The sequence below is a fragment of the Cytophagales bacterium genome, from assembly GCA_033344775.1.
Taxonomy (GTDB): Bacteria; Bacteroidota; Bacteroidia; order Cytophagales; family Cyclobacteriaceae; genus JAWPMT01.
Genome location: JAWPMT010000007.1, coordinates 708,149 through 731,811 on the forward strand (window position 1 = coordinate 708,149; position 23,663 = coordinate 731,811).

Below are 23,663 nucleotides of genomic sequence, written 5' to 3' on the forward strand. Positions count from 1 at the left end.
TCATATAACAGCACCTTCATAGTGGTGTGATTAGAGGTTTGTTTGAGGGAGCCTCAAAGTATTGGGCTCCTTCTTAATCATGCTTGATAATGAGACATTTAGTCCTTTTTCTGTCACTAGTGTTTACATGGGGTATAGCATTGGCCCAAGTCCAGGTACCCACCAGAGCCTTATTGAATTTCAAACATCGGTATGAACGTGCAACGGAAGTTACCTGGGCCGATACCATAAAGAATCAATTGGCGGTAAAGTTCACGCATGTGGATGAACAGAAAATTGCCTTTTTTGACCGCAATGGGAACTGGTTGAAGACATATATTTTCTTACAACCAGATCAATTGATGTATTGCATTCGCGATCATATTCTTGAAGGCTATCCGGATTATGAAACAAGAGAAGCCTTCGCCATAAGTTCGGGGGTTAAACTCACCTATTTCGCGGTGTTGGCCAGAAAAGAGTCAACAACTGATATTCACAGTGCCCAAAAAGTGGTGAGCTATAGCAACAAATGTGAATTCATATCTGAGGAGTGATTTGTAGTATGAATCCAAAAAAAGTATTGACATCCAATTAAAAAACACTAATTCCATGAAAATCCTGGTTCCAACTGATTTCTCCACTGCCTCCTTTAATGCGTTTCATCTGGCTCGGAAGTTCGCCAATGTCGCACAAGCTGAAATTATCCTGCTTCACGTGATAGAGCCTCCTTCCGCTTCCTTTTCTTCGATGGGTGAGTCCCTTGAAAAGGATATGGAGGATGTATTTATGGTGAAACTTTCAGGAAAAGTTGAGGAAGAACTTCAATCTCTGAAAAAGGCCTATCACACCTATGATATTAGAATTGAACGTGATTTTGGTGACCCTTACACGGTTATCAATGACTTGATCCAGGTGGAAAAAGTTGACATGGTCATCATGGGGGAAAAGGGTATTCATGAGGTAGATGATCTATTTATCGGTTCGTTAACGGATAAAATCGTCCGCACTTCCCGGTATCCAATTATCACTGTGAATCAAACAATCGAGGATCAGCCCATTGAGCGGGTCTTGTATGCCACGGATCTGCAAGAAGAGCATCCTAAGCTCATCAATTTATTGAAGAATATTCAACACCTGTTTGATGCGAAACTGCATATTGTAAAAGTGAATACCCGCAAGAGTTATAGCAACGATATTGACACGGATGTGGCGTTCCGAAAATTGGTAGACAAATACGGGTTGACCGATGTTGAAACTCATACTTACAATCACGAAGATGAGGAAGATGGGATCATCTTTTTTGCCGATGAGATCAATGCCGATTTGATCGCCATGGGAATCCACCAAAAGTCTGGCCTTCGCCGCCTCATCAGTGGCGGAGAACTGGCTGAGGAGGTTGCCGAACACTCACAAAGGCCGGTATTGACTTACCACTTTAGCGCCACCAGGGATTAACTCGGTGGTGTTTGCTGCTTTAGGTGAACGATGGATTTCTGAATGGCCAGGTTATTTGGATAATATATGTCCTGGCCATCTTCTCTTCGAATTTGAATGGAGAAGAGAGACAGTCCGATCACTTCACCTTCAGCCGAGTTATCTCCGTCAACGATTTTGACTCTCGATCCTATTCTGAAAGGGAAGAAGAAAAAGAGGATGACCGATGCTGTGATGTTACTGACAATGGACCAGGTAGCGAAGAGTCCAACTCCAACAATTGTAAGTACTGAGGCAATATAGACAGAGAGCCCTTCCAGGGAGATTTCCCATATGATCCCCAGAAATACAATAAGCACCAACCACACGACCCATCGGATGGTCTTCTTAATGTAAGTGGCTCGTTTGTCATCAAAGTTGTTCTTATCTGCCCTCTGAATAACCACCATAGAGATGAATCTTCTGAAGAGAAGGTACATGATGAACGTTAGCAGTGTAAGTACCAACTGTGAAAAGGGGTAGTTTGCTTTTAATTCATTCAATAGTTCCATGAAATCGTTGAGATATTATTGGCAAAATTGAACCTATTTTATGATAGGCCTTGAAGAGGGCTCAATAATTTGTGATTTCCTATCATGATTTGCGGATTCTCAGTGACCTTTTTCCCTTTTTAAGTCTCAACAACAAAGCGCATAATTATTGCCCATAATTCAATATAGATCATGAAACAGTTCAGAATCATTCTTATCCTGTTCACGATGATACTGGTCGTACTATTTTCCGTTCAAAATGCGGAATCGGTTGAGTTGCGATTTGTCGGATTTTCAGGAGAAATTTCAAAGACGATTTTGATGTTACTCTGTTTTGCTACCGGATCTGTAATGACCCTCGTCAGCCTGCTTCCGAGCCTTGTGAGAAGGAGAAAAAATCCGAAGGAAAACCAATCATCCGACAAACTATCTGAGCCAGCATCTGATTATGAATGACACAGTTATTGGCATCACAGGTCAATTCAAATCCTGTTTTGATCAACACTATCTGCCGTTCGTGAAACAACAGCTCATTGAGCAACAGCAGCGTATGGTGCTCGTTTTTGATTTTGTCCGGCAATTCGAAACCAAGCGGCAGAGAGAGATACAACATCACCTGGCAATAGCTAAATATAAACAGGGACTATACCAGTTGGTTGGCCCTATGTGGCACCTTCCCGTTAAAGAGAATTTCTACAGTCGATTTCCTGAGTTGGAAATTATATTGAGGGAAACAATTGAACAGATTCCTGCACGAGTCCATCAAGAACAGCACGTAGATCGATTCACGATACAGCCAAAAGACTCTTCAAATTTGAAGGTCCTGAAGTATATGAAGCAGTTCCTTTTTGGTCTGCATCAACTGCCAATTAAGTTACGCAACAAGTGGAGGCAACCCCCTATGAAGACAGGCTATTGGCAACATAGTGTGGCGCTCAGAAATTTGGCGAGGTTATGTTTTCACATAAATCCAATACTCCGTTTGCAGTCAGTCGATCATTTGTTGCTCGGAGCGCTCTCAGATACCTATTTGAGATTGAAGCTTTGGGAAGAGGCCGTGGTTAATCGGGAGTATGAAGACAAAGCTGAAACGCTTGCCCTCAACGAGACCATTCAAAATTTCGCTCAAGTTACTTACTCTCAAGTACAGGCGATATGGGAAGAGATATACGCAGAATCAGTGGCAGCATTCGAAGACGGATATATGAAGGCTGGGACATTGGAATATGCAAATGGCTTACTGAAGAACAAGGCTTTGCAAAAATCCTGGCAGCAGACTGATTCGAAATGGTCCCTACATCTGCTAAGGTGGAAAAATACGATTCACGCCTTATTTGAGGAGTGGCGATCGGATCTTGATATCTATAAACTGCATCATCAAACATTGGCGGAACTTGATGATTTTCAACGAGCTCAAATCAAAAGACTGGGAGAACAAATCGGGCCTGAGGTTCAGGAAATCGACCAGATGATCACTGAAATGAAAGGTTCTCTTAGTGGTATTGATCAAGAACTGAAAAAAGCGCTGACCAGGATTAACTATCAAACCAGAAAACAACTGGATCAACAACTTATTCCAGCGCTTACTGAAAAACTCAGTAGCCAATACGTTTTTAACCTGATCTCAAAACTGGAAATCAATATTCAGAAGAACGTCGAAGAATTGTCGAAGGCTCATGTGGTAGTGAAAACACGGACCTACGATCAACCAATGGATTCTGCAGAATTGAAGAGGATTTCTCCATATGAGCTCATAGCTTTCGAAACACTGGATCAGTTTCAGAACGATATTTCCGGAGTTAAAAAAGGGTTATTTGAGACATTGGAGCATGTGGCTGAGCAAGTGTCTGATATCGACCATATCATCACTTTCAATATTCAGGCGGCCCTTTCCGTACTCGAGGAAGTCGGTCATTCAGCAGAGGGATCTCGACGAATTGCTATTGAGGGACTAGATCGGGCTCAACTTCGGTTACGGGAATCGAAGGAAATTCTTGACCGAAATCTCCAGCTTCATTCCAATCAGGTAGCGGAGGTCACACTTCGGTTTTGTAATCGGATCATGGAGCTGACGGAAAATGAGAATATCCGAGAACTTCGTGGTAGAATCCAGAAAGCAAAGTCGGCACGCTTACGTGAGGAACGAAAAAAGGAAACGAGGCTGAAGCTTGAGAGTAGAAAAGAGCAGCTGACAACTGTGTTTCGAAATGCTGTTCTACGAGCGGAACATCTCGTAGAAGATATCAGCGAACGTCTGTTACTGACGCCTGGTAAAAGATTGATTGATAAAGAGGTTTCCGACTTATTGGTAGATTCTCGCTCCATCATTGATCGCCTTCCGCAGGTCTATCAGCGTCTCTACAATATCGAGCCATTAAAGGATCTGGAGCTATTCGAAGGAAGACAAACCGAATTCCAAAAACTCGGTGAAGCATTTGAAAGTTGGGAGAAGGGAAGGTTTGCTGCGACGATCATTTTTGGAGAGAAATGGGGAGGACAAACTTCATTTATTACTTACGCGATTCATGAAAGGAACTATCCATATCCAGTAGTTCGATACTCATTGAACAGTCCTTTTTATACGGAATCTGAATTTCTTGATTTGTTGCGCCAGGTGTTCAAAAAGGAAGACTTTCAAAGTGTTGAAGAAGTAAAGGACTACCTTGGAAACGGTCCCAGGAAAGTGGTGATATTGGAAGATCTGCAAAATAGTTTTCTCCGGTGTGTAGGAGGGTTTACTGGGATTCGTATACTCCTGCAGTTTATTAACCAGACATGTAAAGAGGTGTTTTGGATAACTACCACTACGTTGTACAGTTGGCAATATCTGTCCAAAGCCATTGCGATGCATGACTTCTTCAGTTATGCAATTGCGATGCAAACCTTAACCGATGAGCAAGTCACGAGCATCATCTGGAAACGCAATCGAATCAGTGGTTACAAAATCCAATTTTTGCCCTCTTCGAAAAGGTCTGGTGATCACAAATTCAAGAAGCTGCCGGTAGAAGATCAGCAATTGATTTTGAAGCGAGACTTTTTCGCAGCGCTGAATGGATTTGCTGATAGTAACATCAGCCTTGCATTGATTTTCTGGTTACTTTCTACAAGGGAAGTTAAGGGTGATTCACTGCTCATGGGCGAGTTCAAAAAACCGGACTTCAGCTTTATGAGTGCGTTATCCTCGGAGAAGATCCACTTGTTAAATGGATTGATCATCCATGATGGGCTAGATGAAGTCCAATTGGAACGTGTACTGAATGTTGCAGTAGGAGCCTTACAGTTGACGCTGTTGTCGCTTTTAGAGGATGGGATCCTTTTTTTCAAGGATGGGATTTACATGGTTAACCCCATGTTGTATCGGAGTACTGTCGCCATGCTGAAAGATAAAAACCTGGTACACTAATGAAGTTCATTCTTTTCAGTTTGTTCCTATCCTTTGGGTTGATTTTGCCGATTCATGGCCAGGAAGATAGTGTCTCGAATGATTCCGTTTCTGCTTTTGGGGTAGATGATGCTTCTGTGGCTGTTTCTCAAGACTCGACGATCATGGCAGCATCTTATATCAATCAAAGTAATTCATTTACCAGCCCTCCACCTATTCAGGAATTGATCTCTTTTCCCAAGATATTCTGGTCTTTGGTGTTGGCTTTGATCGGGTATTTGTTCATCCGTTTTTCAATCAAAACGCTTGTGCTTTTTGCCGAAAGGAATGCACGGTACAGAATCACCATTCGCAGTTTCATACCAGTAGTAAAGATTTTTGGTTGGATCACTGTTGTGTTTTTAATCGTAGCGGGAATCTTTCAACCACCTGCTGCTACTTTGCTGGCTTTTTCAGCCTCGATCGGAGTGGCCGTGGGTTTTGCATCCCAGGATATTCTGAAAAATATTTTTGGAGGAATAGTGATCTTATTGGACCGACCTTTCAAGTCCGGGGATAAAATTGAAGTTGGAGGTCATTATGGCGAGGTAGTAGAAATCGGGTTGCGGTCAACACGCATCATCACACCAGATGATAACCTTGTGAGTGTACCCAATAGCGAAATCATGAATCACTCAGTTTCCAATGCGAATGCAGGCGAGTCCAATTGCCAGGTATCTGCGGAAGTGTTTTTACCTCTGAATGCCGACCTGCAAAGAGCCAAAGAGATTGGTATAGAGGCAGCGAAGGTTTCTACCTTTATTTACTTAAATAAACCTGTTGGGGTCATTTTTACACAAGAACTCCTGCCCGCAGGTAAAACGATGATCAAGATGAAAATCAAAGCTTATGTATCGGATATAAGAGACGAATTCCGATTCAAAAGTGAGTTGGTAGAGCGAGCCACAAAAACCCTTCTCGAAGAAAAACTGATAAAAACGGATTGAAATGATATTACTCAGTGGAGCATTAGGGCATGAACTGAATTTGCTGCTAGGTATTAGTGGCTTGATCGTCGTATTTGGCTTGATATTAAAACGGATCAATCAACCTTATATCATTGCGTATATCATGACAGGTGTGATCCTTGGACCACATGGCTTTCAGATGGTCACAGAATTGGAAACTGCTGAGGTAATTGGGGAATTGGGGCTGGTGATCCTGATGTTTTTTATTGGAATGGAAATCTCTCTCAAGGATTTTGTCAGCAAATGGCGAGTAGCTCTTTTCGGGACAGGAATGCAGGTGATTTTCAGTATTGTGCTTATCCTTTTACTTGGCCTATACTTCGACTGGTCGTTTAAACGTGTTTTGCTATTAGGGTTCATCATTTCCATCAGTAGCTCTGCTGTGGTAATCAAACTGATGGAAGACAATCAATTGAACAAAACGAAGATCGGTCAAAATGTGATCAGTATTCTATTGACGCAGGACATCCTTATAGTACCCATGATCATTTTGATGTCGTTTCTTGGAGGAGCCGAGGTATCCATACAACAAATCCTTCTTCAGGTGGTGGGAGGAGTATTGATCGTGTCATTTCTGATTTTCCTGTTTAAAAAACAAACCATCAAATTGCCGTTTGCGGATAAACTGAAAAGTGATCACGAGTTGCAGGTATTCGCAAGTCTGATCGTATGTTTTGGGTTGGCACTCATAACGTCCTTATTTCAACTTTCAGCGGGCCTGGGGGCGTTTGTTGCGGGTCTTTTTGTACATGCATCGCCTTCTACTAAATGGCTCCACGATAGCCTGCATTCATTTCGCGTAGTGCTGATTTCAGTTTTCTTTTTATCCATTGGCATGTTGATCGACCTCACGTTTTTTTCGGAGCATTGGTTAACGATCCTATTGGTTGTATTGGGCGTATATGTGTCCAATCACGGGATCAATACCATTTCTTTAAGGTTTCTTGGTAGTTCCTGGAGAGAAAGTTTATACGGTGGTTCGCTACTTGCACAAATCGGCGAGTTCAGTTTTGTTCTTGCTTCACTTGGGTATCATTCAGCGATCATTTCCCTATTCAGTTATCAGTTGACGATCATTGTGATCTCCGTCACCATTTTCATCAGCCCATTCTGGGCCTTATTTGCAAAGAACTTGTGGGGGGTTGAGGTTAATAAGTTGCCTATTTAACCTTGGATTTCATCTTGATCGGGATTGCAGTTCAACGCAGCATCTAATTCCAACTACAACATCCGGATTGTTTTTGTTGAATGGAGCTTTATAAGTGACCATTTGACTGAACAACGTCTCAAGAATAATAGAACTATCCGGCCTTGAACTGATTGTGAAATCATTACTGTCCGATCAAATAAAAATACGATGAGAAACGTGCTATTTACTGCTTTGAGCTTCTGGATGCTGGCTGTGTCGGCCCAAACTAACGAACCTAATCGAATGCCCGAGGAAAAGGTCAGGAAGAAGGTCGTTGAAAAATTCAAAGCACAGCATCCACAAGTTAGCGGTCAAGTATGGTATCCATATCCCAATCGGTATTGGAAGAATGAGCAAGGTGCAACCCCCATGTACTTTCCAATCCTATGGACCAATCATGTCCCGGATTATTATGAGGTTCGATTTGCCGATGACAAAGGTAAAATCAGGAAAGTCTATGATCGGACCGGAGTGATACAGGTGACCTCCCGTGAGGTACAGGCTATTGCATTACCGGAACAGGCGAAGGGTCTTCTTACAGAGAAAGGTTATTCAGACTGGTCTTTGATTAAAATTGAACGACTGACAAAAGCGGGTGTTCAAGGAAGTTATTTCAAAGTCTGGTTGAACCAGGGAAAGAAGAATCGTATCCTGTTTTTTGATCAGGAGGGTAAGTTGTCGAAAACAATGACTTTTAACAATGACTTGAATTTTGCAGCTAATGCCAATGCTAAATTGAAACGGGCACCAGGATCAAGAAATCACAAAGTTGTCGACGAAAACAATGTGCCTGTAGTGGTCAAAAATAAGGTCAGAAAGAATCACGTTAATGTTTCTATCATTGAATGGTCTGAGCACACCAGATTTTATGATCCCTTCGCCACTGGTGATACTCGAAGCTACTATGATTTAACGCTGCCTGTATTCTATCAGGCCGTTCTGGAAAGTAAAAGTGGAAAGTATAGGGCTACCTATTCGTCTTATGGAGACCTTCTGGAGATTGCCGAGGTGATTTCTAAAAAAGAACTTCCTGAAGCCATTAGATCTGAAATGAAGGCGAAACTTTATCAGGACTGGAAGTTTGACAAGGAGCATGACAGGATTGATCGTGAAAATGGACGTTTCATCTATCGCATTTATGCGACTTCTAAGGGTGAGCCACGCATTATTTTGTTGAACGATCAAGGTACTTACGGCCTATTCTAATGGAAATACACTCTTTAGAGAATCATCCGGAGTACGTCAATTTGCAGGTGGAGATGATCAATATGCAGCGGTGGGTCCATGATACTGGTCAACGGGTGATTATTCTTTTTGAAGGCCGTGATACCGCAGGAAAAGGTGGTGCAATCATGCGATTTGTCCGATTTATCAACCCAAGAGGATACAGAATAGTGGCTCTGTCTAAACCAAATGATATTGAAAAAGGACAGTGGTACTTTCAAAGGTATCTGAAGGAATTGCCTGATCCGGGTCAAATCATATTCTTCGATCGTAGTTGGTATAACAGAGCAGTGGTAGAGCCGGTAATGGGGTTTTGTAGCCAAGATCAGTATGAAGGTTTCATGCAGCAGGTAGTGATGTTAGAGAAGATGCTGGTAAGAGATGGTGTTCATATTTTCAAGCTTTGGTTTTCAATCGAGCTTAAGGAGCAAAAAAGAAGACTGGAACAACGCCAGACAGATCCTCTTAAAAAGTGGAAATTGAGTACCGTAGATATGCAGGCCCAATTGAAATGGCATGATTATACCGGTTACAAAGACGAGATGTTCAAAAGGACCAGTTGGGAAGGGAGCCCATGGATCGTAATAAATGGAAATGACAAGGACGTTGCGCGCCTGGAGGCGATGAGGTATGTTCTCAACTCTCTTGACTACCCGGAAAAAGGAGAAACCGGAGAACGACTGATCCCCGGTTCCAATCGGATCAAAGTCATTGGTTAAACTTCAATCTGACCTTGAAGTCAAAAAGAATTAGAGACAACTTCCTTTATCTATCATAAGGTAATTTTACTTGTTTTATAAGTCATTCGGGCTCTATACCATCCTTGATCCATTTTTCAGCTCGATGTTCCCAATCTTGATATTGGGTAGAATCAATGTACCTTTTTGTTGAATCTTGCTTCCATTCTTTTGACAGTCTTCGGGATTGCATTTTGACCAGTGCACTATCAATGATCGTCGCAGAACGCACAATTCGGGTAGCGGTCCATTCCGGGTGCGCACTTAGAATGGCCTGACTTTCCGCTGGAAGAGGTTTCATGCTGCGCATATCCGCCAATAATCCAAATTGGTGTGGTACCAAATCCAGGGTTGTTTTGAATTCATCCTTATAGGCCTGCATCTCCTCCGGGCTAATAAACCCTTCGAAGGTTAATTTGATCCCATAACTTTTCACTTCAATCTTGTACATGGTTGATCAGGACTTTTCAAATGTTGATGAAATATACGCAGAACGTTGGATGGTGTGGACCTGTTCCATGGGTCATTTCGGCCAATAGAACCATATTGTAGGTGAGTTGAAAATTGCAACTGACTTTCCTTATTCCTTTCCGAGTACAATGAGATAAGCTACTTGAGAAAGCTTGATAGCATGCTTTTTCAGATAGGCATTGCGTAATATCCTCGCAGTAAGGTCAACACTTTTCCACATTTGCATAATATGGTGGAGCTTGTGGAAGTTACTGTTTCCAAATCCAGTTGATGAATTCAACAATTATCCCCTGTCACTTCAAGTTGTTATTGCAAATTGATTTTTTCAATTATCTTAAAATCGCCAAACCGAGTTAACCTTATGAGAGTTTTTTTAGACGCCTACTTTCTGCTGGCTTGTATGGTATCCGTACATGCACAAAATCAATACTACCGGAATTGGACCGTAGTAAATGCCGAAAAGAAAGAACGTATCGCCCTAATTATTGCGAATAATACCTACGAAAGTGCTGGATCCCTGGAACAACCCATTCCAATGGCGAGTAAGTTGGAGCGGAAATTACAAGAGGAAGGTTTTGACGTTTTGGTAGGTCACGATCTGAACCGAATGAGAATGATATCCGTACTGGATGATTTTTCTAATAAGTTTCGGAACTACGAGTTCGCCATGATCTTCTATCTGGGTCACGGTTTCCAAATTGATGGCGAAAACTACCTGATCCCGGTTGATGCCCAACCCAGTTCCAAAGATGATGTGGAAGTACATGCGATCAATGTGGACTATGTGCTTAAGAAGGTAAACGACCCCCACACCCCAAAAGTGATCGTACTGGATGCCTGCAGAAACAATCCATTTGCTGTCAATTGGTCATCTGCAGATAGGTCTGGTTCAAATAGTGGCTTCGGCGATGTAAGCGCACCCAGAAATGCCGAGATATTTTTTACAACCGCTAAAGGAGCGGTGGTCAGGGATGACAACCCCTACATTGAATACTTTATACAGGAACTGAAACAAGGAGCTTGTTTATCTGACATTAAACGAGTGGTTTCAAAACGAATTTTCGAATACAACGCCGATCAAATTCCGGCAAGCTATGGTCAGCTATTCGATAAAGTGTGTTTTGGCGAAGCACCAGTTCCTGATCCGGTAGTCGTTGTTAATACAGACAGTGATGGAGATGGTATCATTGACCGGGAAGACGATTGTCCTTATGAATTTGGAGTGGCCTCAAGAAACGGTTGCCCGGAACCCCAGATCACCATTACGGAAGCAGAACAATGGTATCGAAAAGGTGAAGAGATCCATGATAAAGGAGGAGGGGAAAATTATAGAGAAGCCTATAAATGGTTTGAAAAAGCCGCAAATGAGGGTCATAGGGGTGCACAACTTTATGCTGGTTGGATGCATCATAAATCTCAAGGAGTAGAACAGGACTGGCGAAAGGCCATTTACTGGTATACGAAAGCTGCCGAACAAGGAAGCCTAAGTAGCCAAATGTACCTTGGGGAAATCTACAGGGATGGGAGCTGGTCTGATTTGGAAGATTTTGAACTGGCCAAATTTTGGTTTGAGAAAGCAAGTGCCGGAGGTGATGTACAGGCTACCGTCAATCTCGGTGAATTGTATGAATATGGCTGGATCACAGAACGAGACTCCTTCCAGATCAAGTATGGGCATGCTGGTGCACCCGATTTGGAAAAAGCCAGGGCCATCTATCAACAGGTCTACGATGACGGTCATCTGATAGGAAAACATTACCTCGGCCGGAGTTACGATGTGAAAAGTTATGATCCAACACATAAATACCGAGATTATCCAAAATCCCGACCTTATGATGTTTCGAAGGCCATTGAAATTTATATGGAAGCAGGAAATGAAGGGTATACTTCTTCGATGTACCGGATTTACGAGTTGTACTGTTTGAAAGCAAATAAGGACTGGGTAAATCAGTCCAAATACACAAAAGAAATCGGGATAGAATGGTTGACTAAAGCCGCTGAAACTGACAATGGGTTCTATGCGCATGAATTAGGAAAGAACTATTTGTATGGCTTCAATGGTGTGAAAAAAGACAAATACAAGGGACAGAGACTAATACAGGAAGCATGCGACAAAGGATATTGGAGGGCTTGCGAATAACAGATTGACCATTATGAGACCTATATCATCAATAATGAAAAGCATCCTTGGTATGCTATTTTTCCTGATGCTCCATGTAGTGCAGGGACAGGAGTATCCAAAGGGTATCCTACCCGGAGTAGATCCAGATTATGATAATCTGCCGGAGAAAGCGGTACTCACGCGAAATTTCTATGACAGTAATCCTTCTGCTTATTCACTGAAGCGGTACGCCCCTTATCCAGGAAGTCAATCTCCTTATGGCACCTGCACCGGTTGGGCGGTAGCCTACACCGCAAGGACGATCCTGGAAGCTCAAAAGAACGGTTGGACCAATCGCGATTACATTACTGAAAATGCTTTTTCACCTTTGTACCAATACAGGGTCAATTCTGATAATTCCAATTGTCGAGGGGCTTTTACCTCAGAGGTCGTGGCTAGTTTGAAAAATGTAGGTTCCGTACCTATGAAGAGCTTTACGTTTTCGGGAGGTGATGAATTATGTCCTACGGTTCCTGTACCATCTGCTAACCATAACATTGCAGAACTCTACAAAATTGAAGAGTATACGCGCCTATGGTCGAGCGGGGCCTCTGCAGAACAGAAAATTCAACGTACAAAAACCAGTATTGCCTCTGGTAACCCGGTAGTCATTTCTGCCAATTGTCCTTCTTCCATGTCCCGACTAACTTCAGAAGGACTTTGGGATCCGACCGAAGACCCTGATGATAATCACGGCGGACATGCGATCTGCGTAGTGAGTTATGATGATTTCAAATTTGGAGGAGCTTTTGAAGTACAGAATAGTTGGGGAACAAATTATGGACTTGGAGGATACTTCTGGGTGAAATACGAGGATTATGCAGAATGGATCTATCAGGCTTTTGAGTTAGTGCAGTTCCTGCCGCCTGAGCCTGTAGAACCTATTTTGGCCGGAAGTTTACGAATGTTTGATCTGGACGATCAGCAGGACCTGGAGGTAACATTGGCGGCCAAAAACAGGAATTGGAATTGGTATCGTGAAGAAAATGATGAAGAACTCTATACCTATAAGGTAAACGCGAATCTCCTTTCGGGTAGTGAGATGCGGATGTACATCGAAAGTGAGCAATCAGCCTTCGTTTATATGTTGGGAACTGGTGAAGTAGATCGGTCAGTTGCACAATTGTTTCCGGTAGATGGTATCAGCCCGGCACTTAATTATTTGAACAGTGAAATTGCACTGCCTTCGGAAAATCATTATTTCAAAATGGACAATACGACAGGCAAAAACTATATCATCCTACTTTTTTCCAGAAACAAACTGAACATTGAATCGATCAAAGAGCGATTTGCCAATGCTTCAGGAAATGTTGGCAGGCGACTAAAGTCCGCTACCGAAGGCTTGTTGATGCCTTCGGAATATGTGGAGTTTGATTCTGAAGCAATCGGTTTTTCCGTCCAGCAAAATGATTCAGGTAAAAATGCATTTGCGATGATTGTTCAATTCAATCAGGTGGATTGACAATTGTCCATACTGGGTCAGGACAGACTACTGCTCTACTCCAGCACTTATATGTAGATTATACTTTGCTATTATTTTAAGGTATTGAGTCCCGTAGCAAATTTCCATGATTGTGAAATGTGGTTTGGCTGTAGCATGTTTATTGGATTTGAAAACGGTAAATTAGATCATACTATTTGATGGAGTCGCTAAGTGTACCGCTCATCGCTGCGGGGAACGCCACAATAATGATTCTTTTCATGGCTAGTACATTGTCCGCTCCCCAGGGACACTTGTCTATCAACGTCAGAATAATCGCAACAATGGCCATGGAGATCAGGTAGGTACCCAATACACGTTTAACAAACTCAAACTGATGCCCTTTGAAAGCAATCCTATAAAAGTTGAAGTAAATAAAGATGGACGTGAGAATCAATGAAAACAGGGTGATACCTATGATGTTCGCATCCGGCAGTTGCTCCGCCAGTTGCCAGGCTTCTTCTGTGAATGAAACGGGGATGGCCAGTAAAGCGGAACCAACGGAAACCTGGAAGATATCGCGTAGTTTGAACTCTACCATTAGAGGCCTGAGAACGTAGTTCAGTATTTCACCGGACTTATTGGCGACGGGAGTAACGCGGTGTAGATAGCCGCCAATTCTCTTGTCGGTAGAAGGTTTGATCTCAATCTTCTCTTCCATCTCTTAAAATATTTTTCTTGTAAGATGTGACTAAAATTCAATTCTTCAGTCTCAAGTGGGTAATGAAAAAGTTTATACACTTTGCCTGGTTCGCCCTTTTATTAGTAGGGTGTACCAATGATCCTCCCAGGTTTATTGAGGATGCTGATTCTTTGGCTGGTTCTGAGATTACTCAGCCCGATGGCTATTTTGAACAATCACTGCAGCATTTCAGAAACGGAGACATGGCTTCAACACTTGAAAGTCTTGAGGATGCTATCTTTTTTCTGGTCACTGAAGCGGACAGTGAGGATACGGTGCATCAAGGGACCATGAATTTTGCTGTCGGTGAATTGGAGTCTTTGAAAGCCGTTATTGAAGAAGGGAGTATCATCCGGGATAAAGAATTGCTCTCTACTTTCTCCAGTGTGGATCGAACGATAGCCAGCTATCATCTCGGGTTTGTAGAAACCTATTACTGGAACGGGGGTGAAAACAAGGAAGGTTTGAATAAACTCCTGGCAGCAGTAATGAGGATTACTTATGCCGCACAATATCAAAATTATCCGCTTACCGAGGAGGAACAAGCCATTATTGCAAGTATTACTTCCTTGCTTGAAGAGGCGGAACGTTCGTCTCCTGAAATTTGGGAAGAAACCAATGGGGTAGTTAAGCAATTCAAGAAGGCGCTTAAAAAACAACGCCAGGGTGGGGCGATAAAGCAACCTTCTTAATCAAAAATGAAAAATTCACGCATTAGTAAATAAGGTCAATTGCCCGTAGCTTTATTGAGACGGGCAATTGCTAATGGAGCAGACATTGGACAGAAAAGAACTTAGGAAGTGCTCAGACGAGGAGCTCATAAGCCTGATTGTAGATCACAGTCGGGCTGATTTGTTTGAACTGATCTATGATCGGTATGCACGTAAGATCTATCAGAAGTGCCTGAGCTTTACGAAGGATGATTCAGAGGCGATGGATGTGGCTCATGATATTATCGTGAAGCTTTTTACGCAATTGACGAAATTCAGTGGCAAATCCAAGTTCTCTACCTGGGTGTACAAGGTCACTTACAATTGCTGTGTAGACTACCAGGCACAGAAGAAAAAAAAGTTATCAATATCAGAGGAGTTGGCGCTCGAAGCTGGAAAATCGGAGCCTTCTGATGTTCCGGATGATAGCGAATTGATGGAGTTGAGTATCGATACACTTGAAGAATTGATGGAGCTTTTGACTCCAGCAGAAAAGTCAATCATTCTGATGAAATACCAGGATGGCATGTCCATCAAGGAGATTGCTGTGCTCACTCAGGCTGGTGAGAGCTCCGTGAAAATGAAATTGAAAAGAACAAAAGCAAAGTTGATCGCGCTTTATGAAAAACGATGATGAAGAAAATCCTTTTGAACACCTGAATCAGGTTGAAAAGGTACCTGCAGATCTTAAGGAAGAAGTGATGAATACCATTGAAAATGACCTGACAGATGATGAGGGTAACATAATGGAAGATGTGCCCGAAGAAGAGGTGTTCAAAGTGGTTCCGCCAACTGACGAGAAACCTAAGGATTAGTTACCTCCCAGGGCATCAAAATAATAGTCGGTTGTTCGTGTGACTTTTCGAGATTTTGCCGTCTAATATTCATCAAGTAAAAAAGATGAAATCGCTTATTAAACTTACAGCACTTTCGTTGCTGATTGTGGCCTCCTCCTTGATGTGGACGAACGCCGCAGTATTGTCTAGCGTAACCGATGACAAGGTAAAAAACACCTTTAACCGGATGTTCCCAAAAGCAAAGAATGTAGTCTGGGAATCCAATGATGAGGGGAACCTGGTAGCGTATTTTGTGACCCGTGATGGTGACAAAGAGGTCCACTTTCAACCTGGAGGTGTTTGGTTGCACACTTGGACCTTAATCGAGGAATCAGACCTTTCAGAAGAGATCATCAACTATCTGGAAGATGAATACAATGGAGCAACTATCTACGAAACAAAAGCATATGAGGACCCAGAGACCTCACTGGAGTACAGGGTAGTGCTTGCCATGGAAGAAGACCAGAAAGAAGAACTGACCTGGGAAGACGATGAAGAAGAGGTAATAGAAGTCAATGAAGAAAGTGATTGGCTAACTTACCTTGAGTTGACCTTCAACGGTGAATCAGAGCTGATCTCCGTGAAAAGAATAGAAGACTAATTTGTAGTTGTTTTTGAGTTTGACCCTGTAATGCCTCGCGGCACCCAACCCGAGGCCATTACACCTTTAGTTGTTTGGCCCTGATTATGGTACTACCTGATCAGGGTTTTCTATTTCTCTCTGATTTTTTTCTAATTCAACCTGTGACTTTTTGTGGAATTCTCAGTCTAATGATCACTAAATCGATGAAGAAGTGTTTTTCTAAAGGGTTAGCAATTGGTTAGTGGAGCGGTAAACTACCAATTTGTGTACCCCGACAAGACAAGGTCGTGTGCATGCGACCTGTCTTTCATCCATACGAGTTGGACACCTCTTGCCTTTGAAGATTGAGATTTGGTTTAAAATACTCTTGGCCTAAGAGTGTCTACTCGACAGCTGTTTTTCAGTTGTGCGGCCCTGATCCTGGTTGGTCAGGGTTTTTTATGTAATCTCGACTAACTTTTGAGTGTCTTAATCCTGAACGCAATGATCATTGAAAAGCCCTGGGAAATCATCAAAGAACAACTTGTATCTCCTGATCCTGAAGTCATCAAGGAATTCCTGGAGGAAATGAGGTCAGAGGATGTTGCAGGAATAATAAGTCATCTGGAAAAAGAGGAACGGGTCCAGCTCCTACATGTCTTGAAACCGGAAGAGGCAGCGGAATTGATCGATGAGATTCCCTGGCAGCAAGCGGTTAAAATCCTGGAAGACATGGATGCTCAGGAAACTGCTGCGATCCTGCAGGAAATGCCCAGTGATGATCAGGCAGACTTTCTTGCGGAGTTTGAGACTGCCAACCAAAATGCTGTCCTGGATGAATGGCAACCAGATGCGGTGGAGGAAGTCAAAAAACTCATTCAGTATGACGATCACTCTGCAGGTGGTTTGATGATCACAGAATTTCTGGCTTTTGATGAATCTCTGACAGTCGGCGAAGTGGTCAAAAACCTGAGTGACCATGCTGAGAAGTATGAACGCTACAACCTGCAATACATTTATGTGACTTCTCACGATAAGTTCGAGGGGGTTTTGCAGATGCGAGATCTCCTGTTGAGAAAACGGAGTACTCCGCTGACTGATATTGTGCTGCGGGATGCGATCACCGTGAATGATGACGATAACCTGGATGAATTGATTAGTTTCTTTGATACCCACGATTTTTATGGAGTGCCTGTTGTCAATCAAAAACGAGACTTGTTGGGAGTGGTCTTACGGAAAGACTTACGTGAGGCAGAAACCGAACAAATCAACTACGAGCATTTGGAAACTCAGGGTATCGTTGGCGGGGAAGAGCTCAGGACGTTGCCAATACTTACGAGAGCCAAACGACGCTTGTCCTGGTTGAGCGTAAACATCTTACTAAACATTGCCGCAGCCAGTGTCATTGCTGTTTATCAGGATACGCTTTCAGCGGTTATTGCTCTGGCGGTGTTTCTGCCCATCATTTCTGATATGAGTGGCTGTTCGGGAAATCAGGCAGTGGCGGTTAGTTTACGTGAATTGTCCCTGGGGGTGATCAAGCCTTTCGAATTGGTCCGCGTACTTTGGCAAGAGGCTTCTGTCGGTCTGATCAATGGTCTGGTACTCGGCACGTTGATTGGATTGGCGGCCTGGATATGGAAGGGAAACATATATCTTGGATTGGTTGTGGGTGGGGCGCTAGGAATCAATACGCTCATTGCCGTATCTCTCGGAGGAGCTATACCATTGATCTTGAAGCGATTTAACGTGGACCCTGCACTGGCATCAGGTCCGTTGCTGACTACCATCACAGACATGCTGGGATTTTTCCTTGCATTGACATTTGCCAGTACGCTCATGCCTCATTTATAAATTCTTCAATTCACGCCTCTTTATTCATGTGACTTTTAAGGCAAAGTCCGGTCTAATACTTGAAATGAAAAAGCTAATTCAATCAAGTAGCAGTTCGCTTATCGAAAAGCTTACGGTAGAGATGAATGCCTTGATATCTGTTTTAAAGAACCCGACACTTCGGGTAAGCGATAGGCTAAAACGCCGATATTTTAATCGGCTTGACGCGATCAAAAACCTCAAGATCGTGCGTGCTTTTGAAGACCGAAATAGTGCCGAATAAATTCATCAAAAAAACTTCTCTTCCAGATGTGACTTTTCATGAAATCTCAAGTCTAATAATCACCTAAATCTAAAATGCGAATATCAATGAAGCATTCGTACCTGGAATATTCGAAGCTGATCTTGTCCAAGGTGGCATTTGATCCAAGCTTGTTTTTGAAGGAGTACCAAAAATCATTGAAGTATTTGAACGATACTGAGCAATTGAAGCTCAATACATGGGTCATCAGTATGGGAGTTCGGTTTGACAGCAGTGTGAGATTCCCATCGATTGATCCAGGATTAGATAAGTTCGCCCAGATGCGACCTTCTAACCCAAACTGAGAAGACATGATCGAACCTGAGAGAAGGCAGTTTTTTAAAGGATATAATTCAGCAGTCACCTATGTGAAGATGACCAGCAATTTATTTTCAGTTGAAGAGCAGGGCTTTAGGGCTTTGTCCATGTCTAAAAAGATGCCTTCCACCAACTCAGAAAGAGAACATTCCCTGGCTATTTATTTGAATTGAGATGATCACCCTATTTATCAATCTGCTGCTGCTCAATCCTTTTGTAACTACGCCAGAAGCAACCACATTGACTATTCGTTTTGAAAACATTCGCTTCCATGAGGGGCATATTCTAGTTGGTGTGTATAAAGCTGAAGACAGCTGGTCGCGACGTACTCCGGAAAGAGAATTTATCATCTCCAAACAGGATATCGTAGACGGATCTCTCACGGTCACACTCAACGATTTTGAACCGGGATTTTATGGCCTGGCCTTTCTCGACGATGAAAATGGTAATGAGATTGTAGACATGGGTATGGTGTTCCCTAAGGAAGGTTTTGGCTTTTCGAATTATTATCATCGCTCGATCTCTTTCCCGAAGTTCAAAGACTTTACTTTCAATTTCCCTGAAAATCGGGACATCAACGTCAAATTTCGATACTTAAAATTCTAATCATAATTAAACTGTAATTCACACTGCAATGAACAAACTGTACAGGGGTTTCAGACTCCCCAGTGCAGCCTACACGGTGCCAAGAAAAGCACTGAAGGGCTACATTGAAATTGATCGAGCACCTCAAATCGGAGACCTGGTTTACGGCCAGGTAGATACGATTGGCCAGCACAACTCGCTTGAGAATAGTCAGGGTCGTATCCATACGATACATCCCGGAACGAAAGCGGTATTCATATTTGGCAATCGCTATGCGCCTGACTATTATGAAGGATTGATCCCTGAAGATTCAAATTTCGAATCGCTTGATTTGCTGGCTCGTTCTGGTGTAGTTGGTACTGTGGTTTCTAAAAGTGGTAAGGTCATTTCTCCTACGGTAATCAAACCCCTGGGATACGTTTGTGATTCGAATGGTGAAGTGGTGAATACGCGTCAATTCAATCTGATTAAGCCCAAGAATGAAACGAAAAAAACACCTAGAGCAAAACTGATTTTGGCCGTTGGAACTGCAATGAACTCCGGGAAAAGTGCGGCCGCAACTGCTTGCGTGTTTGCCTTGAGTGTACATGATAAAGAGGTTCGTGCTTCTAAGGTTACGGGTACAGCAAGCTTAAAGGACATTTTGAGCATGAATGATGCCGGTGCAACCCATTTCTCCGATTTCTCCTATATGGGTTATCCGAGTACTTACATGCTTAAGGAGGAGGAAGTAGTGGATGTATTCAATAAGCTGGATCTGAAATACGCCAACAACAAGGATAACTATTGGGTAGTAGAATTCGCGGATGGGATCAATCAAAGAGAAACGGCAATGCTACTCCAGCATCCAGACATTAGGGATCGGATTCATAAGCTCATTTTCTGTGCAGCTGATTCTTTCGGTGCGATTGGCGGGCTGGAAGTATTGAAAAATAAATTTAACCTTGTACCTGATGCAATCTCTGGTGTTTGTTCTAGTTCTCCACTGCACATTAAGGAGTTGAGTGAATACACGGACATCCCCGTGTTCAATAGCTTGAACATCAAATCAGAAGAATTGTATAAGATCCTAAGTACGCCAAGAAAACGAAAGTCTAAGTGAAACCATTTGCCATTGCGATTCATGGAGGAGCCGGAACGGTCTCCAAAACCAAAATGACCAAATGGAAAATTGAAGCGTACCAACAGATACTGAAGCGAGCGTATACGGTAGGATATAAGACACTCGAAAAAGGTGGTTCTTCCCTGGAAGCGGTTGCTGAAGCTGTATTGATCATGGAAGACTCTTCTTTGTTCAATGCGGGGAAAGGATCTGTTTTTACCAACCAGGGAGAATTTGAAATGGATGCGGCCATCATGGATGGTCGCAAACTTCATGCGGGTGCCGTAGCTGGTGTTTCGCAAGTCAAGAATCCAATTTTGTTGGCGGATTGTGTGATGAAGAAGTCTAAGCACGTACTGATCAGCGGTGAACAAGCTCTGGAGTATGCCAAAGAACAGGGCCTTACCATTGAATCAAAAGACTACTTCTACGATGAGTTCAGATACAAACAATGGCAACGTGCCTTACAAAAGGACAAAGTAGAATTGGATCACGATGAGGAGAAGTTTGGTACGGTTGGAGCCGTGGCCCTGGACAAAAAAGGAAACCTTGCCGCGGCTACTTCAACCGGAGGGATGGTGAATAAGAAATATGGCAGGATAGGTGATAGTCCTTTGATTGGCGTGGGTACCTATGCCAATAATGAAAGTTGTGCCATTTCCTGCACTGGTCACGGAGAGTATTTCATGCGTTCGGTAGTAGCTCATGACATATCTGCCCGGATGCTATATCAGGGTCAAACCTTGCAGCAAGCTACCAATGAGGTGATCATGGAACGGATGCCTGCCATGGGCGGACGAGGTGGTTTGATTGGAGTGGACAAGCAAGGAAATGTAGTCTTACCATTTAATACCAAAGGCATGTATCGTGGTTTCAAGAGCTATAGCGGAGAAGAGTTCGTTGGGATATTTGAGTGATTGCAGGAGATTGAATTTCGTAATTATTGGTTTGAATTTGATTTAGTCGGATTTCTAAGCATTAATGGAATAGGATGTAGGTTTTATTGCTTTAATTTTTCAGCCACTTCGTCATAGTATTCCTGAGATAATACTTCGGTCCATTCGGTAGGCTTTCCCCCACCATATATTGCCAAATAAGTAACATCACTAGACTTGGTCGAAGCATGCCAGTGTTCCGTGTCTTTCTCACATTTGATAATATCCCCTTCTTTTAGGATTAAAGGCTCGTTTCCACGCTCCTGATAATAAGCTTCTCCCTCCACAATGATCAGGACCTGTGCAGTACTATGTTTATGCCAGTCTAATGTGGAGTTTGCCTTAAAGGTTGCTTTTGTGATGTTGTAGTCCAGTCCCTCTTCATCGTGCAGTATTGCATTCAGCCAGGCTTCTCCCAGGTAGTGTGTATTTGGCGCTTTTGCACCCTCTGTAAAGTACGAAGAGACGCGATATTCAGACTTTTGAGCAACGGCTGTAACTGAACTCAAAAGGAAAAGGAAGAGAAGTGAATTTTTCATTTTATGTCTCTGGTTTTTTTGTTGATGCTACGTTGGATATGTGTATTTAGTAATTGGCCAAGGAACAAAAGGAGTATGCTAGTGCGTTTGATGTTCCAATGTTCTCGTTTCTTACCAAGAACAAAGTAAGGTTATCCAAAAGATTACCGTGTCCGTTTACAGGGTTAATGGATATTATGCATCTTGTAAAATCCTGAAAAAAGAATGAGAAGTCAATTGGGTTGGCTCCTCATTCAATTTCAAATTAACCTTTATCTATCTATAACTGGTACTACAAGTTAGCAAAGGCTGGTAAATAATGAGCCACATCCTACATATCAAAAACATGGTCTGTAACCGCTGTATTGAGGCGGTCGAAGAGGAATTTGGGAATGCCGGGATTCCTGTGCTGTCTGTTCACCTGGGTGAAGTGGCTTTGGAACAAGAACTGGATGCTAGTGCCAAATCGGTTATCAAGGAACGTCTGGCGGTCAGGGGGTTTGAACTCCTGGAAGATAAGTCGAGCCAGTTGATTGAGCGGATTAAACAACTGATCATTGATTTGATCCATCGTCAAACTGAACATCTGGAAACCAACAACTCTACTTATCTGGAAAGGCAGTTAGGGAAAGATTACAAGACCCTTAGTCAATTGTTCTCCTCTGTGGAAGGTGTGACGATTGAGCGCTACACAATACTCCAAAGGATAGAACGAGCAAAGGAGTTGCTGGTGTATGATGAATTGAACTCCAGTCAGATTGCTCATGAACTTGGTTACAGCAGTGTGCAACACCTCTCCAATCAGTTCAAAAAGGTGACTGGTATGTCTCCCAGTGAGTTTAAGAGACTCAGGAAACCTCTTCGTAAGCCCCTGGACGAGCTTTAAGACAATCATATACATCTTTCCGAAAATTGTATAAACCCTGACTGGGGGTGATGCTCGTACTTTGTAAGTGTAAATGCAATGCTTATGAATGCGATTACAGTAGAAACCGATATACACTGCCATGGTTGTGTGGATGCCATACGCCCTGGCTTAGATAATGATAATAAAGTTTCCGAATGGTGTGTAAACCTGGCCCCGGAAGTAAAGACACTCACCGCACATGGTGAAGGATTGTCAGAAGCTCATTTGGCCAAGTTGTTGAATGAAGCGGGTTACAAAGTCGTGGGACAAAAGACGCCCTTCTGGATGGATATGCCCGTTTGGAAAAGAGCATCCTTTAATACATTGAATTGTCTGATTGGCTGTTCGATTGGTGATTTTGGCATGGTGTTTTTCCTGCAAGCCTTTTATCCTGAAACGCCGATGATCTGGATGATGGTCCTGGCAATCATTGCAGGATTGATCACCTCGATTACGCTTGAAACGATTCTCCTGAAGTATCGGGAACACTTCAATTGGATTTTTGCCCTGAAAACCGCCTTTGGGATGTCTTTCATTTCCATGGTGGCTATGGAACTGGCCATGACCGGAACAGATTTCATGATCACCGGAGGCAAAGCGGCCTTTAACGACATTTGGTATTGGCTGGCGTTGGTCCCTGCTTTGGTAGTGGGTTTCATCACTCCTTTGCCGTACAATTATTACAAGTTGAAAAAGTACAATAAGGCTTGTCACTAAGCGACATGAAAAACCACAAGCTTCAAATTCCGTATCTTTACAGCTGAATGCACCTATTCAAGA

Annotated in this window: 27 protein-coding genes; 23 read left to right on the top strand and 4 right to left on the bottom strand. The window is 42.8% G+C overall.

The features are described from left to right. The first annotated feature begins 89 nt into the window (after window positions 1–89). Both R8G66_35110 and R8G66_35115 read left to right on the top strand, forming a co-directional pair. Window positions 90–533, top strand: coding sequence for a hypothetical protein (locus R8G66_35110; protein MDW3197649.1), 444 nt, complete (start codon window positions 90–92; stop codon window positions 531–533). 55 nt (window positions 534–588) lie between these two features. After that, window positions 589–1,434 carry a universal stress protein gene (locus tag R8G66_35115; GenBank protein MDW3197650.1) on the top strand — a complete coding sequence of 282 codons (846 nt, stop codon included), beginning with the start codon at window positions 589–591 and terminating at the stop codon, window positions 1,432–1,434. Here the strand turns inward: R8G66_35115 and R8G66_35120 are convergent. Further along, the gene (locus R8G66_35120) at window positions 1,431–1,964 is read right to left on the bottom strand and encodes a mechanosensitive ion channel (protein MDW3197651.1); all 534 of its coding nucleotides are present in this window, start codon (window positions 1,962–1,964) and stop codon (window positions 1,431–1,433) included. The two genes, R8G66_35115 and R8G66_35120, sit on opposite strands and share 4 nt — an antisense overlap. 171 nt (window positions 1,965–2,135) lie before the next feature. On the opposite strand from R8G66_35120, the gene R8G66_35125 reads away from it, so the two are divergent. The 6 genes from R8G66_35125 (at window position 2,136) to ppk2 (ending at window position 9,464) form a co-directional block, all read left to right on the top strand. Further along, window positions 2,136–2,399 carry a hypothetical protein gene (locus R8G66_35125; protein ID MDW3197652.1) on the top strand — a complete coding sequence of 88 codons (264 nt, stop codon included), beginning with the start codon at window positions 2,136–2,138 and terminating at the stop codon, window positions 2,397–2,399. After that, window positions 2,392–5,346, top strand: coding sequence for a hypothetical protein (locus R8G66_35130; GenBank protein MDW3197653.1), 2,955 nt, complete (start codon window positions 2,392–2,394; stop codon window positions 5,344–5,346). The genes R8G66_35125 and R8G66_35130 overlap by 8 nt, the downstream gene beginning before the upstream one ends. Further along, the gene (locus R8G66_35135) at window positions 5,346–6,311 is read left to right on the top strand and encodes a mechanosensitive ion channel (GenBank protein ID MDW3197654.1); all 966 of its coding nucleotides are present in this window, start codon (window positions 5,346–5,348) and stop codon (window positions 6,309–6,311) included. The genes R8G66_35130 and R8G66_35135 overlap by 1 nt, the downstream gene beginning before the upstream one ends. A gap of 1 nt (window position 6,312) precedes the next feature. Then, complete coding sequence (locus R8G66_35140) at window positions 6,313–7,500, top strand: cation:proton antiporter (GenBank protein ID MDW3197655.1); 1,188 nt, start codon at window positions 6,313–6,315, stop codon at window positions 7,498–7,500. 189 nt (window positions 7,501–7,689) lie between these two features. Further along, window positions 7,690–8,727, top strand: coding sequence for a PepSY-like domain-containing protein (locus tag R8G66_35145; protein ID MDW3197656.1), 1,038 nt, complete (start codon window positions 7,690–7,692; stop codon window positions 8,725–8,727). Further along, the gene (gene ppk2 / locus R8G66_35150) at window positions 8,727–9,464 is read left to right on the top strand and encodes a polyphosphate kinase 2 (protein ID MDW3197657.1); all 738 of its coding nucleotides are present in this window, start codon (window positions 8,727–8,729) and stop codon (window positions 9,462–9,464) included. The genes R8G66_35145 and ppk2 overlap by 1 nt, the downstream gene beginning before the upstream one ends. A gap of 82 nt (window positions 9,465–9,546) precedes the next feature. Here the strand turns inward: ppk2 and R8G66_35155 are convergent, their stop codons facing one another. Next, window positions 9,547–9,933, bottom strand: a complete 387-nt coding sequence (locus R8G66_35155; protein ID MDW3197658.1) for a hypothetical protein — start codon at window positions 9,931–9,933, stop codon at window positions 9,547–9,549. A gap of 381 nt (window positions 9,934–10,314) precedes the next feature. On the opposite strand from R8G66_35155, the gene R8G66_35160 reads away from it, so the two are divergent. Both R8G66_35160 and R8G66_35165 read left to right on the top strand, forming a co-directional pair. Beyond that, entirely contained in the window at window positions 10,315–12,093 is a 1,779-nt protein-coding gene (locus R8G66_35160; protein MDW3197659.1) for a caspase family protein, read from the top strand. Between the two features lie 34 nt (window positions 12,094–12,127). After that, entirely contained in the window at window positions 12,128–13,576 is a 1,449-nt protein-coding gene (locus R8G66_35165; GenBank protein ID MDW3197660.1) for a C1 family peptidase, read from the top strand. 172 nt (window positions 13,577–13,748) lie between these two features. Here R8G66_35165 and R8G66_35170 read toward each other — a convergent pair whose 3' ends face one another. Continuing rightward, complete coding sequence (locus tag R8G66_35170; GenBank protein MDW3197661.1) at window positions 13,749–14,255, bottom strand: DUF2391 family protein; 507 nt, start codon at window positions 14,253–14,255, stop codon at window positions 13,749–13,751. 62 nt (window positions 14,256–14,317) lie between these two features. Between R8G66_35170 and R8G66_35175 the strand changes: the two genes are divergently transcribed. The 11 genes from R8G66_35175 to R8G66_35225 all read left to right on the top strand — a co-directional run bounded on the left by R8G66_35175 (window position 14,318) and on the right by R8G66_35225 (window position 21,440). Beyond that, window positions 14,318–14,968, top strand: coding sequence for a hypothetical protein (locus tag R8G66_35175; protein ID MDW3197662.1), 651 nt, complete (start codon window positions 14,318–14,320; stop codon window positions 14,966–14,968). Between the two features lie 73 nt (window positions 14,969–15,041). Beyond that, window positions 15,042–15,620 carry an RNA polymerase sigma factor gene (locus R8G66_35180; GenBank protein ID MDW3197663.1) on the top strand — a complete coding sequence of 193 codons (579 nt, stop codon included), beginning with the start codon at window positions 15,042–15,044 and terminating at the stop codon, window positions 15,618–15,620. Next, window positions 15,607–15,801 carry a hypothetical protein gene (locus R8G66_35185; GenBank protein MDW3197664.1) on the top strand — a complete coding sequence of 65 codons (195 nt, stop codon included), beginning with the start codon at window positions 15,607–15,609 and terminating at the stop codon, window positions 15,799–15,801. Before R8G66_35180 ends, R8G66_35185 begins: the two co-directional genes overlap by 14 nt. Before the next feature lie 85 nt (window positions 15,802–15,886). Beyond that, window positions 15,887–16,423: a hypothetical protein gene (locus R8G66_35190; GenBank protein MDW3197665.1), complete on the top strand. Its 537-nt coding sequence runs from the start codon at window positions 15,887–15,889 to the stop codon at window positions 16,421–16,423. Window positions 16,424–16,888: 465 nt separating this feature from the next. Continuing rightward, window positions 16,889–18,238 carry a magnesium transporter gene (gene mgtE / locus R8G66_35195; protein MDW3197666.1) on the top strand — a complete coding sequence of 450 codons (1,350 nt, stop codon included), beginning with the start codon at window positions 16,889–16,891 and terminating at the stop codon, window positions 18,236–18,238. 64 nt (window positions 18,239–18,302) lie between these two features. Then, window positions 18,303–18,500, top strand: a complete 198-nt coding sequence (locus tag R8G66_35200; protein MDW3197667.1) for a hypothetical protein — start codon at window positions 18,303–18,305, stop codon at window positions 18,498–18,500. An 86-nt stretch (window positions 18,501–18,586) separates the two neighbouring features. Beyond that, a complete protein-coding gene (locus tag R8G66_35205) occupies window positions 18,587–18,823 on the top strand; it encodes a hypothetical protein (GenBank protein ID MDW3197668.1) in 237 nt (78 codons plus the stop codon). A 6-nt stretch (window positions 18,824–18,829) separates the two neighbouring features. After that, window positions 18,830–19,009 (top strand): hypothetical protein, encoded by a 180-nt coding sequence (locus R8G66_35210; protein MDW3197669.1) that lies wholly within the window; start codon window positions 18,830–18,832, stop codon window positions 19,007–19,009. Between the two features lies 1 nt (window position 19,010). Continuing rightward, entirely contained in the window at window positions 19,011–19,442 is a 432-nt protein-coding gene (locus tag R8G66_35215; GenBank protein MDW3197670.1) for a DUF2141 domain-containing protein, read from the top strand. Window positions 19,443–19,470: 28 nt separating this feature from the next. Continuing rightward, window positions 19,471–20,523, top strand: coding sequence for a hypothetical protein (locus R8G66_35220; GenBank protein MDW3197671.1), 1,053 nt, complete (start codon window positions 19,471–19,473; stop codon window positions 20,521–20,523). After that, window positions 20,520–21,440 (top strand): isoaspartyl peptidase/L-asparaginase, encoded by a 921-nt coding sequence (locus R8G66_35225; GenBank protein MDW3197672.1) that lies wholly within the window; start codon window positions 20,520–20,522, stop codon window positions 21,438–21,440. The genes R8G66_35220 and R8G66_35225 overlap by 4 nt, the downstream gene beginning before the upstream one ends. 83 nt (window positions 21,441–21,523) lie before the next feature. Here R8G66_35225 and R8G66_35230 read toward each other — a convergent pair whose 3' ends face one another. After that, window positions 21,524–21,997 carry a cupin domain-containing protein gene (locus tag R8G66_35230; protein MDW3197673.1) on the bottom strand — a complete coding sequence of 158 codons (474 nt, stop codon included), beginning with the start codon at window positions 21,995–21,997 and terminating at the stop codon, window positions 21,524–21,526. A 298-nt stretch (window positions 21,998–22,295) separates the two neighbouring features. Here R8G66_35230 and R8G66_35235 point away from each other — a divergent pair, with 298 nt between their 5' ends. Continuing rightward, window positions 22,296–22,862, top strand: coding sequence for an AraC family transcriptional regulator (locus R8G66_35235; protein MDW3197674.1), 567 nt, complete (start codon window positions 22,296–22,298; stop codon window positions 22,860–22,862). An 84-nt stretch (window positions 22,863–22,946) separates the two neighbouring features. Beyond that, window positions 22,947–23,600 (top strand): DUF4396 domain-containing protein, encoded by a 654-nt coding sequence (locus R8G66_35240; protein MDW3197675.1) that lies wholly within the window; start codon window positions 22,947–22,949, stop codon window positions 23,598–23,600. Window positions 23,601–23,663 lie beyond the last annotated feature (63 nt).

Coding starts and splice junctions, on each gene's coding strand:
- R8G66_35110 (MDW3197649.1), top strand. CDS start 90: ATGAGACATTTAGTCCTTTTTCTGTCACTAGTGTTTACATGGGGTATA.
- R8G66_35115 (MDW3197650.1), top strand. CDS start 589: ATGAAAATCCTGGTTCCAACTGATTTCTCCACTGCCTCCTTTAATGCG.
- R8G66_35120 (MDW3197651.1), bottom strand. CDS start 1,964: ATGGAACTATTGAATGAATTAAAAGCAAACTACCCCTTTTCACAGTTG.
- R8G66_35125 (MDW3197652.1), top strand. CDS start 2,136: ATGAAACAGTTCAGAATCATTCTTATCCTGTTCACGATGATACTGGTC.
- R8G66_35130 (MDW3197653.1), top strand. CDS start 2,392: ATGAATGACACAGTTATTGGCATCACAGGTCAATTCAAATCCTGTTTT.
- R8G66_35135 (MDW3197654.1), top strand. CDS start 5,346: ATGAAGTTCATTCTTTTCAGTTTGTTCCTATCCTTTGGGTTGATTTTG.
- R8G66_35140 (MDW3197655.1), top strand. CDS start 6,313: ATGATATTACTCAGTGGAGCATTAGGGCATGAACTGAATTTGCTGCTA.
- R8G66_35145 (MDW3197656.1), top strand. CDS start 7,690: ATGAGAAACGTGCTATTTACTGCTTTGAGCTTCTGGATGCTGGCTGTG.
- ppk2 (MDW3197657.1), top strand. CDS start 8,727: ATGGAAATACACTCTTTAGAGAATCATCCGGAGTACGTCAATTTGCAG.
- R8G66_35155 (MDW3197658.1), bottom strand. CDS start 9,933: ATGTACAAGATTGAAGTGAAAAGTTATGGGATCAAATTAACCTTCGAA.
- R8G66_35160 (MDW3197659.1), top strand. CDS start 10,315: ATGAGAGTTTTTTTAGACGCCTACTTTCTGCTGGCTTGTATGGTATCC.
- R8G66_35165 (MDW3197660.1), top strand. CDS start 12,128: ATGAAAAGCATCCTTGGTATGCTATTTTTCCTGATGCTCCATGTAGTG.
- R8G66_35170 (MDW3197661.1), bottom strand. CDS start 14,255: ATGGAAGAGAAGATTGAGATCAAACCTTCTACCGACAAGAGAATTGGC.
- R8G66_35175 (MDW3197662.1), top strand. CDS start 14,318: ATGAAAAAGTTTATACACTTTGCCTGGTTCGCCCTTTTATTAGTAGGG.
- R8G66_35180 (MDW3197663.1), top strand. CDS start 15,042: ATGGAGCAGACATTGGACAGAAAAGAACTTAGGAAGTGCTCAGACGAG.
- R8G66_35185 (MDW3197664.1), top strand. CDS start 15,607: ATGAAAAACGATGATGAAGAAAATCCTTTTGAACACCTGAATCAGGTT.
- R8G66_35190 (MDW3197665.1), top strand. CDS start 15,887: ATGAAATCGCTTATTAAACTTACAGCACTTTCGTTGCTGATTGTGGCC.
- mgtE (MDW3197666.1), top strand. CDS start 16,889: ATGATCATTGAAAAGCCCTGGGAAATCATCAAAGAACAACTTGTATCT.
- R8G66_35200 (MDW3197667.1), top strand. CDS start 18,303: ATGAAAAAGCTAATTCAATCAAGTAGCAGTTCGCTTATCGAAAAGCTT.
- R8G66_35205 (MDW3197668.1), top strand. CDS start 18,587: ATGAAGCATTCGTACCTGGAATATTCGAAGCTGATCTTGTCCAAGGTG.
- R8G66_35210 (MDW3197669.1), top strand. CDS start 18,830: ATGATCGAACCTGAGAGAAGGCAGTTTTTTAAAGGATATAATTCAGCA.
- R8G66_35215 (MDW3197670.1), top strand. CDS start 19,011: ATGATCACCCTATTTATCAATCTGCTGCTGCTCAATCCTTTTGTAACT.
- R8G66_35220 (MDW3197671.1), top strand. CDS start 19,471: ATGAACAAACTGTACAGGGGTTTCAGACTCCCCAGTGCAGCCTACACG.
- R8G66_35230 (MDW3197673.1), bottom strand. CDS start 21,997: ATGAAAAATTCACTTCTCTTCCTTTTCCTTTTGAGTTCAGTTACAGCC.
- R8G66_35235 (MDW3197674.1), top strand. CDS start 22,296: ATGAGCCACATCCTACATATCAAAAACATGGTCTGTAACCGCTGTATT.
- R8G66_35240 (MDW3197675.1), top strand. CDS start 22,947: ATGAATGCGATTACAGTAGAAACCGATATACACTGCCATGGTTGTGTG.